A 14,757-nucleotide genomic window follows, 5' to 3' on the forward strand; every position below is an offset into this window, starting at 1 on the left:
CTCGCTACCTGTCCAGCAGTTTTTCGATTATTTCCAGCAAACCAGGAAGTTCAATCGGCTTGGTATAGAAATCATCGCAACCTGCATCCATGGCCTTGTCGCGATCACTCTGCATCGCGTGCGCAGTCAATGCGACAACTGGGATAGTTTTGGTATCCGGGTTAGCTTTTATCTTTCTTGTCGCCTCCCACCCGTCAATTACCGGCAGGCTCATGTCCATTAATATTAGATCCGGTTTGTCCGATAGAGCTTGTTCAACGCCGGCCCGGCCATCGCGGGCCGATACAGTTTGATAGCCTTTTCTCTGCAGGCGGCGCGACAGCATATCGAGGTTCATATCGTTATCTTCAACAATAAGTATCTTTGCCATCGCCTTAATCTTTCCGACTCATGAATAAACTTGTAGCTGGCGCTTCAGTGCAGCAAGCAGATCACCTCGACCCGTATCGCCTTTTCGGATGACTTCCCCGGAATGGGCTTTTAACCAATCCAGTTCATCCCGCGTCAGGTCCTTAGACGTCGCTACAATCACCGGTAAATCTGCAAGTCCGTCAGTAGAGCGAACTGTCTTGAGTACATCGAAACCGTCCACATTGGGCATCATAATGTCCAATACCATCAAAGTCGGCCTTTTAGATTTCAATTGGCTAAGCGCGCCCTGACCGTCCGCCGCTTCGCGTACTGTCCAACCATTGCGCGTTAAAATACGGCGAAACAGGTTTCGCGTTGACATATCGTCGTCAACAATCAGCACATCCTTGTCGCGCCCCGAGGCGATTGCTTCCAGCGCTGCAATCAGACGCGTTGGATCTATCGGTTTAATCAAATGCTCGATAGCGCCAAAGGCAAGGCCCATGTCGCGATCCGCGACAATCGTGGCTAGAACAACTGGAATCTCGCAAAGCTTCGAGTCCGCCTTGAGTTCCTTCAACATGGACCAACCGTCGCGTTCAGGCATGATAACATCCAGTATAATGACGTCAGGCCGTTGCATTCGCGCGACTTCCATGCCCGCTGTTGCGTTCGGGGCCGTCAAAACTTCATAACCTTCCTCACGAACGATTTGGGCAACTGCGTTCCTTGCGTCTTCTTCATCGTCCACGATCAGCACTCGGCCCAAAGCTGTTTCGGATGAGGCTTCGCTGTGATCGTCAACCAAGGTGGAAACGGTCTCGTAGCGCGCCGGGATTTCAAAAGAGAAGGTCGATCCAACACCCTCTTTGCTGCTAACTGTAATGTGTCCACCCATCATACGCGTAAATTCCTGTGCAATCGCGAGACCGAGTCCGGTGCCTCCGAAATTCCGCGTAGTAGACTGATCAGCTTGTACGAACGCTTGGAAAAGCTTGTCGCTTTGCTCTGGAGTCATTCCGATACCTTCGTCTCGCACCGAAAACCGAAAGAAATCCGTGTCGTTTTTCCGGGTTTTGGAGACAAGAAGCTCAATCTTACCGCTTTCGGTGAACTTTGCCGCGTTGGACAACAGGTTGAAGAGGTTCTGCCGAAGCTTAGTTTTGTCGGTTTCAATCTCGTCATTATCTTCAAGATCTATAGAGAGAACCAGTTCATTGCTGTTCTTGCTCACCAAGGGCACCACGGTAGAAGCGACTTCGTCCAACAAGGGTCGGAGAGCAAAACGTTCCGGGTACATATCCATTTTACCGGCTTCGATCTTGGATAGATCAAGAACGTCGTTGATGAGCGAGAGTAGGTGTCGCCCAGAAGCCATTATCTTCTCCAGATCATCAGTCGCTGTCTGGAACCCCATATCTTGTGCGTCTTCGGACAACATTTCGCTGTAGCCGATGATTGCGTTCAATGGTGTGCGCAGCTCATGGCTCATGGAAGCTAGAAACTGGCTTTTTGCTGAGCTGGCAGCGACAGCCTGTGCATTGGCCTCTTCAAGTTGTTCCTGTTTGGACTTTAGGTCGGATATGTCGCTATAGACGGCGACTGTACCTCGGTCGGGTGTCCGGCGTTTCGACACCTGAATCCAAGCGCCACCCAGTAATACTTCCTGGCGATCGCCATCTGGACGGCGATGTCGTGCAATCCGCTGGTGAACCCACTCTTCATCAGGTACACCGTCGGTATCAACCGATTTTCGTTTTAGTTGTAGCCGCAAGATGTCTTCGAACCGAGTGCCCGGCACAAGAATGTCGTCCACATGTGCGAAAATGCTACGGAACCGATCATTGAAGAGCACGAGCTGGTCTTCATTGTCAAACAGCGCAAATCCATCTGGAATTGTTTCAATTGCCGTCAGGATTGTATTGCGCTGCGCACGTGCCTCTTCTTCTAATGCGCGTCGCTTTTCCTGACTGTCGCGCAGCGCCCTCAGAGCCTGGGACATCCGACCTAGCTCATCAGGGCCTTCAGGTGGCAGGTCCACATCTCTTTCACCCCGGATCAAGCCTGAAATCGCAACGTTGATTGCATTCAGAGGCACAACGATCGACCTTAGAGCACGCCAGGTAAGGAGTGCTCCCATAATCACAATGGCAATACACGCCATGATCGCTCGGTTCATCGCAGCCTTGGCGGCGACAGTTGCTTCGTTTCTGGTCCGGTCGGCACTTTCAGATAGGTCTTCGACCAGTTGCGTCAGCGTTTTGTCGACTTCATCACTAGCCACTCGGGCTTGTGCAAGTAAAGTATTTCCCAGCACTCTGTTGCCATCGGTATAAGCATCGGCCGCCTGCATGGAAGTTTCGTAATAGGAATTTGCCTGCTCTTGGACGTTTGCCGCGGAACCTGGCGCAAAAGCGGCAAGTTGTTCGAGGCTGCTTTTGAGCTTCGTGCTTGCTTAATTGGCGCGACGTTCCGACAGGGTCAGCAAACTGACAGAAAGGTCAGTTAACCAGTACCTCATTTCCCCAAAATGACGGTCTGCCTGGCCAGCTACTTCCAGTCGGTGAAACTCAATGTTGGCGTCTTGTATGCGGGCTTGATTAAGCGCTAGGTCGTAGACCATTACGATGGTGCTAACAACCAATGCAGCCAACAATAACGCAGACAATGAACCAATGCGCACCGGAATAGTGTTTTTGGACACCCACCCCCAACCGTCGCTCACACCAGATTTTTGTTTCATTTAAAAAGCGTTATACTAATTGCGCCGGCAAGATCGCCAAGTTGTCCACCTTCCTTGGGAAAACCGGTCACATCCGTTTCGCCCGCTGGCGATCCGTGGCATGAGAGACAAGACTGGGAGTAGTATTCTGGGATAAGCATACGGAACGCGGGCTTCCCAGAAACTTCAGTTTCTTCGAAAAACGGTTGCCCTTCGGCCCAAGAAGAATCCTTGAACTTTTCTTCGATCACTGAGTTTTCCCAAGTGTCGGGGCGAGCCATGCGATTGCGGACAAGTTCTGAGGGCGCCGTTACCTTAACCATAGCAGACGTGCCAATCTCACCTGCGAACTGTTCATTTACCAACCGCGCAAAAACCGCTGGAATAAATCCTTTGAAAGCCACTCCCTCGGCATTTATCAGCTCTTGGTTTGCGTCGATTACCGTGACCATAGCGTTAAGCTGCGTCTCGGTAAGTTTACGCTCCAATGGGTCCAATCCATCATGCAGCGGTTGTTCGCCATTAGCGTTCAAGTAGGCCTGGATAACTTTCTCGTAAAACACGTCACCGGAAAGCCCTTTGTCTGTGACATTAGGATCGTTGATTAATTCTTGGCTGTTCGACACCACACTTCTGCCGGCTCGTAACACAGCCGCAAGTCGGTTGCCTGTCTCAATTTCTTCTGCGGTTTGCGCTGCAACACCATCCGCACCAAGCGTGCAGAATGCACTTGAAATAACTGCTGCTGTTATAATCAGATTTTTCAATAGACCAACGCCTCCACGTAAAGTCGAGTGCCGTGACAATAAGCTAGCCTAGCAAAAAATCTCCAAACTGTCAGAGGAATTCGAACCGACTGGAATTGCCCCGCCAAAAATTGATTATTTTACGTGATTGGTTAGCCGGAAAATTTACTGTGTGCGTATCAGACAATTTTTTCCGCAATGTAAGAGCTCAGCTAATCTGTGCGTCTATCTCGGGTTCAAAGCGGTCATTTGCTTCGGAGCGCTGCAAGGCGAATGGCCGCAAATGAACACAATAATCAACATACTCAAGCTTGTGGTCATGATCGGAATCCGTAAAACGCCGCTCACGAAGTCAACTCGTGAACGGCGTATCTTTACGACTGACCGATCTTCCTGTTTGGGATGGTCGGTAATTTGAATTGCCTTACCCTCTTAGGCGGTGATGTAAGATGATTGGAACAGCAAGTTCTTCCTCATCGCTCAAGTGACGCTGAAGAAAGGCTTCGATGACCTCAGAAGTGCGATGCAATGCTCCAACCTCTGAACGAGCCTGAGCCTCGTCCAGATGGATAAGCTTTATTGCACGATTGGCCATCCGTGTGTACTCTTCAAGAACGAGATCGAGATCTGCATGGTCCTTTTCCAGCACTTCTAACCCAGCGTCAAACCGAGGATCAGCAGCAGCAAGCTCGGGGAAGTAATTTCTATCTTCCCAGCCATGATGTCCATGCAAGTTTCCGACAAGAGCGTTGCCATAGTATGACAGGCGCGCTGCGTACTCATCGGGTGGCACGTCTTTTTCAAGATAGCTTTCTGCATCGACCCGCACCAACTCGGCAAGGCGCCTGAACATCTGATGGGCTCCTAGCCAGTGACGAGTTTTTTCCTTGAACCCAGGATGAGATTCCCAGCTGTCGCGGGGATACTTGTCGAGCAAGAACTGCAACTCGCCCGGCATGTCTGCTGTGCGGATATTGTAAGTATCAAGCATGAGCTTACTCCTTTCCGCAGTAATTTGTGTGCTAAGATTTCAATTCGTTAGACCCAATGCTGCACAACTGATGTCCATCTTTGCACATCTTCCAAACCAATTGATTTTCCCTGTTGCTGCTTAAGTCGGCCAATCCTCGTGCAGATCGCCATTGAATCAAGCTAACTTAACGCACACAAAAACCTGCCTCGCCCCAAACAAGTCGTTTTCATCGATCCAATGCGGCCAATATGCGAGCATCGCGTTCGTATGGGTCCTCGCGAAAATGAACAACCCCGTCTTCGACCCAAGCGGTCCAATATGTCAAAAGAACTGGCATTGGTTTTGGGAGGTTAACGCGCGTCGTCTTTCCACTATCCAAAATGGATTGCATCTTTTTTCGGTTCCAGCCGGGTTCTCCCTCCATCAGAAGGCTAGCGAATTCGAAGGGATACTCCAAGCGAACGCAGCCGGAACTGAGGTTCCTTTCGTTTCGGTCAAACAGACTACGGTCGTTCGTATCATGTAAGTACACCGCGTATTTGTTGGGAAACATGAACTTTACCAAACCCAACGCATTGTTTGGGCCCGGTTGTTGGACAAGTGTGACGCTGGGGTTTTTCGCCGCCCAGTTTACTGCGTTGACTGGAATTGTTTGCCCGTCCTTGTTTCGAACCACATAGTTGTTGCGTGCCAGATACGCTGGATCCTTGCGAATGCGAGAAAGTTTATCTTTCCGAAATATCGAGGCGGGAACGGTCCAGGTCGGATTGAACTCCATGTATTCAATTTCATCTCGGAATACCGGTGTCTTTCGGTACGCTGACCCTGTGATTGATCTGGTGGTCCAAAGCGTCCCATCAGACTTGACTAAGTAAGTACGGGCCCCCGCAATATTAACCAGAACGAAATCATCGTTGAGCTCCCGCATAAGCCAACGACCTCTCTCAAGGCTCAGGCGCAGCTTGTTAATGCGATCTTCCACAGGTTTGTTGAGGGAGGTAAATGTTTTGCCGCCAATAACCCCATCTGCTTCCAACCCGTGTCGGTTTTGAAATGTTCTGACCTGTTGCAGCAGGTTATCGTCGTAAACCCATGCCGGGTTTGAGCTACCTTGGCTAAGTTTCGAAACCTCGTTTGCTCCGTCGTAACCCTCTGCCCGTAGTCTTTCGCGCAATTTTGCAACAGCTGGGTCCACCATTCCTGGCTTCAAAACTTTTTCATCGGGAACAATCGCCCAACCGCCCTGCATTGCTATTGCTTTGTATTTGCTTAGTGCCTCAACAAGCATTTCATACTGCGCGTTGTCGATGTCTATGCGTTCGATTAGGGCGCTAAATCCATCCCCTTGAAGGAATTGACTCAAAACGACGGCCGGATCTTTTTGGATAACCGGTTTGGAAAAGTTCCAATCATCGTCCAATGCGTTTGGGTCGACTTTTCCGAACACCAAATGATGGACAAGTTTAACAGCAGCATCTGTTGCGATAATGTCGAATACAGCTTGATCGTAGGCGTCGCCACCTTTGGTGGCTTTAAATGCGACTCGAAGCTCTTCGAGTTCAAAGTCATCTGGTCTGAAGCCCTGGTCCACCGCTCCGTCCAGCTCGGTAAAGAGTTCGTCTACCAATTCGTCGCGTGTCCACGCAGGGGTAAAGTCCCTTTCTTCATAGAAACGCGGCACAAGAACCGCGGCATCCAAGCTTTTGCTGTCTGGCAGCGTGTCACTTGAATCCAAACCCTTTCCTAGAAGCGCTGCAATCTGTTCGGAAACTTGGTCCGCAGAACTAAAGCTGGGACACAAAATCAGTATCGCGGTTAGCGCACTTGCGGCCACAGAACAAATGTATCCCACCATCACCTCCTACGACGTCACCTATATATTGCTTTTCAAGTGTAGAGTAACGCAATATACGGTATATTCAAATCGCAACTAACAGATTTCAAGTGTAGGATCCGAAATGTGGGGAGGACGCTCGCGGTTAAACCAAATCCGTGTCCGGCTGAAGGCTGCATTGTTTCGCATTTCGTGTCTCTTCCAGATCTACAACCTTTCCTGACCGCCAATGGTTGGAAAGCCCGTAGAGCGCTCAACCAAGATGTTTTGGCGTGTAACCGCATTCAGCCCAAGGCGGACGTTCTCTAGATGTCAACGAGTTCCGCAAATAGGCCGCCACATCAATCAGGTCTCGTCTGGAGCGTAACTACCGTCTTTGCGGTGAACCTCTCTGCCTGTGAGGGGCGGATTGAAAACGCAGATTAGCCTAAGGTCTGCGTCTAAGGCTTGTACCAAATGTCTGTCGTTTTGATCCAATGCGTATAGTGTGAAGCGCTCCAGCGAGTACCATTTCTCTTCGTCAAACCGCCTAATTTGGCCCCTGCCTTGGATGCAGTAACAAGCTTCCAAGTGATGGATGTATTCAAGTTCAAGTACGGCATCTTTTTCGATAATTGTGTCAGTCATCGAAAATCCCAGGCCGTCAGACGCCAGCAATAGCCGTCTGCTTTTCCATCCCGGGCCAGCGACGTCCCGCTCTGTACCAACGACATCCTCAAGAGATCTTACGATCATGCATTTACCTTTTTTAAGTCACCGAACCGCACGATTCATGCCTCCATCTGACAGGATGTTCTGCCCGTTAATATACCGCGCTCCTTCCTAAGCAAGGAAGACGCAAGCTTGGCCAATCTCGGCGAACGTTGCCGGGCGTTGAGCAGGGATAGATCGTCTTGCCAGGTCCGACAAATTCACGTTCTCGCAAAAGCCTGGCATCAGGTTGTTCATATTGATGTTGTGGCGGGCGTATCGATCGCCGAATAGCTTGGCAAAACTGTGCAGAGCGCCTCGAAGCATGCTCATCGGATAGGGCGCGCGCGGCTCAACTGTGTTCATGGACGAGATGTTCACAAATGAACCACCGCCTTGCTCAATCATGATCGGGGTCACGATACGTGCCAGCTTGACGACGTTTAGAACATACATGTCGAGGCTTTCGTGCCATAGCTCATCCGGCAACTCCAACAATGGTCCATCAAAATCCGGATCATAGCCGACCGTTTTGATGGCTTCTGGTACGCTGCCACCATGGCCCATATTGCTAACGACTGCATCTATCCTCCCGTACTCCTTGAGTGTGGCGTCTACCATTGCTTGTAAATCGGCGGTGTCGAGGACCGAACCTTGGTGTCCAATCCTGCCCAATTCCTTCGCCAATTCCTTGGATCGCGTCGACGGGGACATCAGCGAGACCTTGTAGCCCGCTTTTGCCATCTCGATGGCGCACCCTTTTCCAATGCCCTGGCCAGTTCCGGTCATCAGGGCCACTCTGAGATCAGCCATTTGATTGTCTCCGCTATAATATTTCAGCCTAATATTTACCAAGATATGGGGGTTGTATGATGCCATGAAAAGCTATGCAGCACATAGGTATTGGATAAACAAACACCGTATGAGGAACATCCGTCATCTTCGAGCATTCAAAGCTTTCAAAGCAACTGCATCGCGCTTGAACATCCGCAAAGCAACCCGCACAACAGTTCCCAGGCAGAACGAAATTTTCCCGAAGCTTTGAGTCTATTGAGCTTTTTTTCGTCTCAAATGATGGTTAAAGCATCGATCCATTACCATTTTCTGTCGGCTCGAAAAGGGTTAAAGTAATCGCGGTGTCAAGCCACGCATCCACGGCATTCCCGCCGCTTCCTAGCACGGACAGCCCACCCTGTGCCGCCTATTGCGAAGAGGTCGCCACTACGTTGTCAGCAATTATTGCAGACCGTCACGTAGCGTATGGGTTTCCCTGAGAAACTTCATTCTGTTTGATACCAAGATGGCGCAACTCAGAAGGTTAGCCGCGATCGCCTTGACCAACTATTTGGTCCAGACAGTGCGGCTGAAACATTTTGGACCTGCAAGAGGGTCCGCTTTGCGCGCGAGGCTGTCATTCAACAAATTCTTGCAAGCGTCTGTATTGAAAACAAACCGGAGATCCCACGGGTCTGGCTTATTTGAACATCGCGTGAGCTAGTTTAAGAATCTGAGGCACCTAATAGTCCAGTTACGCTTTTCTTTGTTGATTGTGTTACACTGCACCACGAATAACATGAAAGTGTTTGGTTAGACGTTGTAATGACCTTTATCAGGTTTCGCCGCACAACATTAATATTTGCTACAATCGCGCTCTGGTTCATTATTGCAAATTCCGCAAGATCGGAGCCTGAACGAGTCGCGCTTGTCATTGGCAATGGAAATTATAACCACGTAGCGAATTTACCCAATGCACAAAACGATGCGAGCGACATCTCTTCTGCTCTCTCTAGGATTGGTTTCGACGTTGATTATAGCCTTGACCTAGATTTCCGAGGAATGCGGGTTGCCCTCAGAGACTTTGCGAAAAGAGCTGAAAACGCTGACATTGCGCTGATTTATTTTGCCGGGCACGGAATAGAAATAGACGGTGTAAACTTCATAATCCCTGTGAATGCAGAGCTGCAAAGCGACAAGGATGTTAGTTTTGAAGCAATTCGATTGGACACCGTAGTCACTTCGCTTTCCTCATCTGAGGGCCTCAAGATCGTGTTGGTAGACGCATGCCGTAACAATCCATTCTTGAGCACTATGACCAGAACAAACAGCACGCGTTCGATCGGCAGCGGATTGGGGCGCATTGATCCGAGTGGAGTTCTGGTCAGTTACGCCGCTAAGGGCGGAACCTTGGCTTTAGATGGAGAGGGTAGAAATAGCCCTTATGCGGAAGCTTTACTTCAACACATTGAAGAGCCGGGGCTGGAACTTGGTAAAATGTTTCGAAAGGTTCGAGATACGGTTTTCGAACTTACAGAAGGTTACCAGGAACCGTTCACCTATGGGTCTCTGCCAAGCGAAGACATTTTTCTTGTTCCTGCGATTGCCTCGAAACAAAACGCTGATCTTTTGGCGGAGGCTTTCGCAAAAGCAGATCGCTCTCAATCACTGGCGGATTGGAACATCTTTCTGGAACGTTTTGCCAACGAACATGATCATCCGCTTTATGAGCTCGGGAAGCTTCGGCAAGCGGCGCTTTCCCAACTTGATGCGCGTAATACCAACGACAATCGCCGCCCGAATGCCTTAACTGACGAGTTGACGTTGTTTGCTGCCGCCGAAAGCCTGGACTTCCCTCGTGCGTGGGCACTCTACTTTGATCGTTATCCTAATGGCGCCATGGCCAAGAGTGCAAAACTTCAAGAGAATGTGAGTTTTTTGAATGCCCTGCGGGACCGGGTTTGGGGTCGCTATCGCAATTTAAATGGCGGTAATGCCTTAACCCAAGAAATGCGCCAAACCGCGATGGAAATGATCGATTTAGATGAAGGGCAAGTAACGCGCATACAAAATGCGCTGACATATGGAAGAATTGGCTTTGTTGGTATTGACGGAAAATACGGGCCGAAAACGCGCAATGGAATAGAGAAATTTCAAGAACGCAGATCGCTTCCGGTAAGCGGACTACCCACCCGGGCAACCCTTTATGCGTTGACGCAAACCGGTGGATGGGGGTCAAGCGGTCGACTTGAGTATGATGCGTCGATTTTTCCTACATCCGGACCGTTGGCGCGAGTTTTGGACCCCCAAGCAGTTGCCCTGCTAGAGCAAGACCACCGGTTGGACCGAGTTTTGTCAGTGTTTCCGGGTCGAGAGATTATTTATGGCTATTTCCAAGGTCGGCTGTATGTCGCAACAAATCTTGGAACAACGATAGGGTCATCTGATTTGAGGGTTTTGGAAGAGAAAACAGAAGGATCCCTGATAGAAATTGATAGCCGCGAGGAAGAAGAATTCATTCGCGAATTGGTTAGATTCGACCAGAAACTTTGGGGCACGACCTCGATCCGTAACAACAAAGGACCCGCAATTGGTTTGCAGCAAAAGCAAGGAAATTGGCTTTGGCGGTCGGGGCGCGAGTTGGAGTATACGAATTGGGCGCCAGAGCAGCCGGAGCGGGTGCTTGAAGCCTCGCCTTTGGACGAAAGCTATGGTCGTTTGGTTCCTTTAGAACGTACAGGAGGCAACAACACCAGAGTGGAACGCATAGGCTGGGCGACGACATCCAATCTACCTCCGACAATAATTCTGGAGATCGAATAATTGTGTCCCCTCACTAGATTATAGAAATGCGACTACGTGAAAGAAGAGAGGCTTATTTTTGGATTGCGGTGGGACCTTCAATGAATTGATGATTACTCGAACTCAAAACCAATGGCTTGGAAAATCATCGAAGGACGGGTCCAGTTTGCAAGGTCGACACTAACTGCAACTCACCCGATTAAATCGGATAGAACCGAATACTGCGTACTTTCTTTATCATTGCGTGAGTTCGGCCCGTAACGTTCTCAAACTTTACAACTAACAGAATTTTTGCATGCGCTGTTCAAACAAGCATCCAGATGTCCTATAGTAGGCAGAAGATCACAAACAGTAATTTGAAGACCAAATTCTCTCAGCCACTTCCTGATTAATTTAAACCAAGAACTTGGTAACGCGGGAACAATTTCACTGAACTAAAAACCTACACTGCGGAGCTAGAAAGCGATATGATCCGAAGGAATAGCCAATGAAGAAATGGGCGTATTTTGGTGTTGCAGTGTTGGTTTCAGCTTGCGGCACTGCTCCGCAGGCTCCTTTAGTCACTGACGCAGACGGTCAAACTGTTATCCAAATCAACACCAGTGGGTTGACCTGCTACAACTCTGGCTGCCTGGAAATAAATCCAGCTGGTAGTGTTCGGGCTGTGGGGTACAAAAGAACACGTATTCCCAGCGGGATAAATGTCAGTGACGGGACCGTAACACCTGAGGAATTTCGGCGCTTGCGCGAAGCGGCCATGTTGGCCGGCGGTGTTGGTTCTGGCAGCGACCGGTAACAAAGGTCCTGTTTTTCGTAATCAGGCGGAATGCTCTGAACGCTCGCCTTTGTCGCTAATCTCCAACTGAATACTGTATGCGTGTTATTTGACCTGACCTATCGTTCCGGACTTTTCGCTAGCACGGTTGGGACATTGCGAGTTTTGCGACTTCTATTGATCGCAATCGCGCCCATGACAATAGCGCAGGCAATGGCCTGCGGGGCTGTGATTGCCTCGCCAAAAGCGAGAAAGCCAACGGCAAACATGGTTGGTAACTCAATACTACCAACCACTGCAGATTGAGAAGCACCGATCACCGGCGCGCAAACCGTGTAGATGAGCTGAGGAACTAGTGCCGTTACAAGGCCAATTCCTACGATCAAAAGCCAGTCAGAGCGATCCTGCGGGAGTAATTCAGCTGCGTCTGCAGTCAAAACCAGCGGTGCAAGACCGAGAACGGCCCCAAGGGAAACTGCAGCCATACGCGCAAGCGGCGTGATACGGGATAATCTATGCACCAACACGCAAATCCCAAAGCCGAAGCCCAACGGAGCCGCTAGGGCGATCAACAGTGTGGGTAAATGCTGAATGGGAATAGACGCAGGCGAACCAGCTATGACCGCTGCCAACACAATCAAACTGGAGGCTAGCAGCGAGCGCCGCGTGGGCGCATCAGCAAACAATGCCCATGCAATGGCCAGCGTGAAAACCGGATATGTCATATAGAGGACTCCCACGGTCGAAGCGGGCAATGTCTCCAGCGCCTTCACATAACCAATCCAACCAAGTCCCATTACCGCTCCAGCCGAAAGGCCCCAAGCAATCTCTCGCCAAGATTCTTTTTGCGAAATGAGTGCGGGCAGAAGCAGCGTTGCTGCTACAACGTAGCGATAAAATGCGACTGCATAGGGAGCGACACCCTGTTCGGTCAGCCCCCTGCTAAAGTATGGAACCAATCCGAAACAGATTGATGCAAAAAGAACGCCAAAAATCGCCAGCGTATAAGGAATGGATGAGGGTGTTTGCATCGATCTAGTGGTCATGCGTATTAGCTATCACGCACCTGCAATTCTGTCGCTGGAGATTTATCGAGCAGCGGTTAGCCCCACAGACGGGACGTTCAACATTTTTTGAATGGCTGCTTCTGGTGACAACGGAAATTGCCCAAGAGAGAGCCTAACAACCACTATGAGGACCAAGCGGACTAGTTGTTCGATATTTTGAACGTCTCATTTTTCGGATTTTTTAAACCTCGGGGCGGAATTCCCTGTCGCATCTCAAGGCGCCCCAAGTGTCACCTGTGTTCTTCTTTACGCTTGAACTCCACGAGATCGCAGGCTTGGTTGGGGAGTACGTATTTCGATTTAATTTTCTTCGAAATTCTCAGATAGTTTTAAGTTTTCCTTGCATGAAATGCGAAATACGCAGTTAACTCCTAAAAAACTTGCGATTCGGAGAAGTCAGTGGGTGAGACCAAGTTTGAATTGATGGCAGAAAATGGCGGCATTCGCTCGCCTTCTGACACACTGAACAGCAAAATCATCGCGATCCTTGAAGAAGACGGACGCACGCCATTTTCTGAAATCGCGCATACGCTAGGGGTCTCTGAAGGTACCATTCGCAACCGTGTCAGCGCGCTACGCGATGCAAACATGCTGCGCATTGTTGCCATCGCTGACCCGGTCGCGCGCGAATATAGGACCGACGCGATCCTTGGATTGAAGGTTGCGCCCGGGGTTGCTCCGGCTCAGGTCGCCGATCGCTTTCAGCACGACCAGCGTGTCGTATTTGCGCTCTGGGTCGCAGGCAGTTTTGATCTGATCTTGGAAATCGTCAGCGACGATGCGGACGCCCTGCAGCGATTTCTGGAGGACGAAATCCATTCGGCTTCAGATATCTCCCATGTTGAGGTGATGATGGGGATGAAAAACTTCAAAAATCAATTCTTGCTCAAACGGGACTGGAGGCCTGAAAATGGGTAAGCTAAACAAGACGCTGGCATATTTTCAGGACGGTTCGCGTCCCGCACATGGGTTGCCGCCTTCTGCCTATCGCAGCAAGGCTTTCTGGAAGAAGGAGCGCAAAACCGTCCTATTTAGAAACTGGGTTTGCGTCGCGGCCGCACACGAGCTCAAGTTTCCAGGAGACGTGGTACCTGTTGTACTGGCCGAGCAACCTTTGATTTTGGTGCGAAACCGACAGAACGAAATCGCCGCTTTCCATAACGTATGCCGCCACCGTTGCATGATGCTTGTCGAAAAGCCGCAGAATGTAGGCAAGCTGATCCGCTGCCCATACCATGCGTGGGCCTATGATCTGGACGGGCGCCTAAAAGCGTCACCCCATTTCGGTGGCACAGACACCCACGAAACCAATGGTTTCGACAAATCGCAAAATGGTCTCGTTCCAGTACGAACGCGGGTTTGGCAGGATTGGGTTTTCGTGAATCTCAGCGGCGATGCACCAGACTTTGAAGATTACGCTGCGTCCCTGATAGCACGGCTGGAAGGAATTGATTTCTGTAAACTCACGCATATTGGCACCCTCGATTTCGGAGTGATCGACACCAATTGGAAACTGATCATGGAGAACTTTATTGAGCCCTACCATGTGCAGTTCGTCCATTCCTCGACCACCGATCAGCCGTTGAAAGATCACTACACTATCGTAGACGGCAATTGCCTTGGCAGCGCGGTAGACTTGGCAGAGGAATCGGGCACTTCAGGATCGCTTGGCGTCAGTTCGCGCTACCTAACACTTTATCCCAACTTCATTCTTGGTCGTTACTTCCCTGACCAAATGGGCGTCTATCTGAACATCCCCATTGGACCCAATCAGATGATGCAAAAACGGTACCTGTATACAACCGAGGGGCAAAACCTGTCGGAGGATGAAGTAGATAGCCTGAAAAACCTCTGGTGGGATGTTCACAAAGAAGATCACGAAATGGTTGAGCGCATGTGGCGCGGACGCGCTTCGGATTTTGCTGCTGACGGTGGAGTTCTATCGCCGGTCTGGGAAGACAGCGTTCGCGCGTTTCAAGAAATGATCGTGGCCGATGTCACGAAATCAAAAGGAGCGTGACAA

General features: G+C 50.1%; 13 protein-coding genes. 4 read left to right on the forward strand and 9 right to left on the reverse strand.

What is annotated here, in order from left to right; genetic code table 11:
* Positions 1 to 4: 4 nt before the first annotated feature.
* The 8 genes from GOV45_RS01530 to GOV45_RS01565 form a co-directional block, all read right to left on the reverse strand.
* The gene (locus GOV45_RS01530) at positions 5 to 370 is read right to left on the reverse strand and encodes a response regulator (RefSeq protein ID WP_170473289.1); all 366 of its coding nucleotides are present in this window, start codon (positions 368 to 370) and stop codon (positions 5 to 7) included.
* Between the two features lie 18 nt (positions 371 to 388).
* Positions 389 to 2,704, reverse strand: a complete 2,316-nt coding sequence (locus GOV45_RS01535) for a response regulator (RefSeq protein ID WP_170473292.1) — start codon at positions 2,702 to 2,704, stop codon at positions 389 to 391.
* A 102-nt stretch (positions 2,705 to 2,806) separates the two neighbouring features.
* Positions 2,807 to 3,094 carry a hypothetical protein gene (locus tag GOV45_RS01540; RefSeq protein WP_170473295.1) on the reverse strand — a complete coding sequence of 96 codons (288 nt, stop codon included), beginning with the start codon at positions 3,092 to 3,094 and terminating at the stop codon, positions 2,807 to 2,809.
* The gene (locus tag GOV45_RS01545; protein ID WP_170473298.1) at positions 3,091 to 3,840 is read right to left on the reverse strand and encodes a Tll0287-like domain-containing protein; all 750 of its coding nucleotides are present in this window, start codon (positions 3,838 to 3,840) and stop codon (positions 3,091 to 3,093) included. The genes GOV45_RS01540 and GOV45_RS01545 overlap by 4 nt, the downstream gene beginning before the upstream one ends.
* A 403-nt stretch (positions 3,841 to 4,243) precedes the next feature.
* Positions 4,244 to 4,810 (reverse strand): hemerythrin domain-containing protein, encoded by a 567-nt coding sequence (locus GOV45_RS01550; RefSeq protein WP_170473301.1) that lies wholly within the window; start codon positions 4,808 to 4,810, stop codon positions 4,244 to 4,246.
* Between the two features lie 208 nt (positions 4,811 to 5,018).
* Positions 5,019 to 6,647, reverse strand: coding sequence for a L,D-transpeptidase family protein (locus tag GOV45_RS01555; protein ID WP_254447878.1), 1,629 nt, complete (start codon positions 6,645 to 6,647; stop codon positions 5,019 to 5,021).
* Between the two features lie 324 nt (positions 6,648 to 6,971).
* Positions 6,972 to 7,361 carry an ectoine synthase gene (locus tag GOV45_RS01560; protein WP_170473304.1) on the reverse strand — a complete coding sequence of 130 codons (390 nt, stop codon included), beginning with the start codon at positions 7,359 to 7,361 and terminating at the stop codon, positions 6,972 to 6,974.
* Between the two features lie 87 nt (positions 7,362 to 7,448).
* Positions 7,449 to 8,129 carry an SDR family NAD(P)-dependent oxidoreductase gene (locus GOV45_RS01565; RefSeq protein WP_254447879.1) on the reverse strand — a complete coding sequence of 227 codons (681 nt, stop codon included), beginning with the start codon at positions 8,127 to 8,129 and terminating at the stop codon, positions 7,449 to 7,451.
* Positions 8,130 to 8,915: 786 nt separating this feature from the next.
* Here GOV45_RS01565 and GOV45_RS01570 point away from each other — a divergent pair.
* Together GOV45_RS01570 and GOV45_RS01575 are read left to right on the forward strand one after the other, a co-directional pair.
* Positions 8,916 to 10,913 (forward strand): caspase family protein, encoded by a 1,998-nt coding sequence (locus GOV45_RS01570; RefSeq protein WP_170473307.1) that lies wholly within the window; start codon positions 8,916 to 8,918, stop codon positions 10,911 to 10,913.
* Positions 10,914 to 11,379: 466 nt separating this feature from the next.
* A complete protein-coding gene (locus GOV45_RS01575) occupies positions 11,380 to 11,688 on the forward strand; it encodes a hypothetical protein (RefSeq protein WP_170473310.1) in 309 nt (102 codons plus the stop codon).
* A 98-nt stretch (positions 11,689 to 11,786) separates the two neighbouring features.
* Here GOV45_RS01575 and GOV45_RS01580 read toward each other — a convergent pair whose 3' ends face one another.
* The gene (locus tag GOV45_RS01580; RefSeq protein WP_170473312.1) at positions 11,787 to 12,713 is read right to left on the reverse strand and encodes a DMT family transporter; all 927 of its coding nucleotides are present in this window, start codon (positions 12,711 to 12,713) and stop codon (positions 11,787 to 11,789) included.
* A 420-nt stretch (positions 12,714 to 13,133) separates the two neighbouring features.
* Here GOV45_RS01580 and GOV45_RS01585 point away from each other — a divergent pair, with 420 nt between their 5' ends.
* Together GOV45_RS01585 and GOV45_RS01590 are read left to right on the forward strand one after the other, a co-directional pair.
* Positions 13,134 to 13,652, forward strand: coding sequence for an Lrp/AsnC family transcriptional regulator (locus GOV45_RS01585; RefSeq protein WP_367648118.1), 519 nt, complete (start codon positions 13,134 to 13,136; stop codon positions 13,650 to 13,652).
* Positions 13,645 to 14,754 (forward strand): aromatic ring-hydroxylating oxygenase subunit alpha, encoded by a 1,110-nt coding sequence (locus GOV45_RS01590; RefSeq protein ID WP_170473315.1) that lies wholly within the window; start codon positions 13,645 to 13,647, stop codon positions 14,752 to 14,754. Before GOV45_RS01585 ends, GOV45_RS01590 begins: the two co-directional genes overlap by 8 nt.
* Positions 14,755 to 14,757 lie beyond the last annotated feature (3 nt).

It is taken from the genome of Ruegeria arenilitoris (assembly GCF_013035425.1).
Lineage (GTDB): Bacteria > Pseudomonadota > Alphaproteobacteria > Rhodobacterales > Rhodobacteraceae > Ruegeria > Ruegeria arenilitoris_A.

Excerpts from the sequence above, each read along its gene's own strand:
- GOV45_RS01540 (WP_170473295.1), bottom strand. The coding sequence starts at position 3,094 with ATGAAACAAAAATCTGGTGTGAGCGACGGTTGGGGGTGGGTGTCCAAA.
- GOV45_RS01590 (WP_170473315.1), top strand. The coding sequence starts at position 13,645 with ATGGGTAAGCTAAACAAGACGCTGGCATATTTTCAGGACGGTTCGCGT.
- GOV45_RS01575 (WP_170473310.1), top strand. The coding sequence starts at position 11,380 with ATGAAGAAATGGGCGTATTTTGGTGTTGCAGTGTTGGTTTCAGCTTGC.
- GOV45_RS01580 (WP_170473312.1), bottom strand. The coding sequence starts at position 12,713 with ATGACCACTAGATCGATGCAAACACCCTCATCCATTCCTTATACGCTG.
- GOV45_RS01530 (WP_170473289.1), bottom strand. The coding sequence starts at position 370 with ATGGCAAAGATACTTATTGTTGAAGATAACGATATGAACCTCGATATG.
- GOV45_RS01570 (WP_170473307.1), top strand. The coding sequence starts at position 8,916 with ATGACCTTTATCAGGTTTCGCCGCACAACATTAATATTTGCTACAATC.
- GOV45_RS01565 (WP_254447879.1), bottom strand. The coding sequence starts at position 8,129 with ATGGCTGATCTCAGAGTGGCCCTGATGACCGGAACTGGCCAGGGCATT.
- GOV45_RS01560 (WP_170473304.1), bottom strand. The coding sequence starts at position 7,361 with ATGATCGTAAGATCTCTTGAGGATGTCGTTGGTACAGAGCGGGACGTC.
- GOV45_RS01550 (WP_170473301.1), bottom strand. The coding sequence starts at position 4,810 with ATGCTTGATACTTACAATATCCGCACAGCAGACATGCCGGGCGAGTTG.
- GOV45_RS01555 (WP_254447878.1), bottom strand. The coding sequence starts at position 6,647 with ATGGTGGGATACATTTGTTCTGTGGCCGCAAGTGCGCTAACCGCGATA.
- GOV45_RS01535 (WP_170473292.1), bottom strand. The coding sequence starts at position 2,704 with ATGCAGGCGGCCGATGCTTATACCGATGGCAACAGAGTGCTGGGAAAT.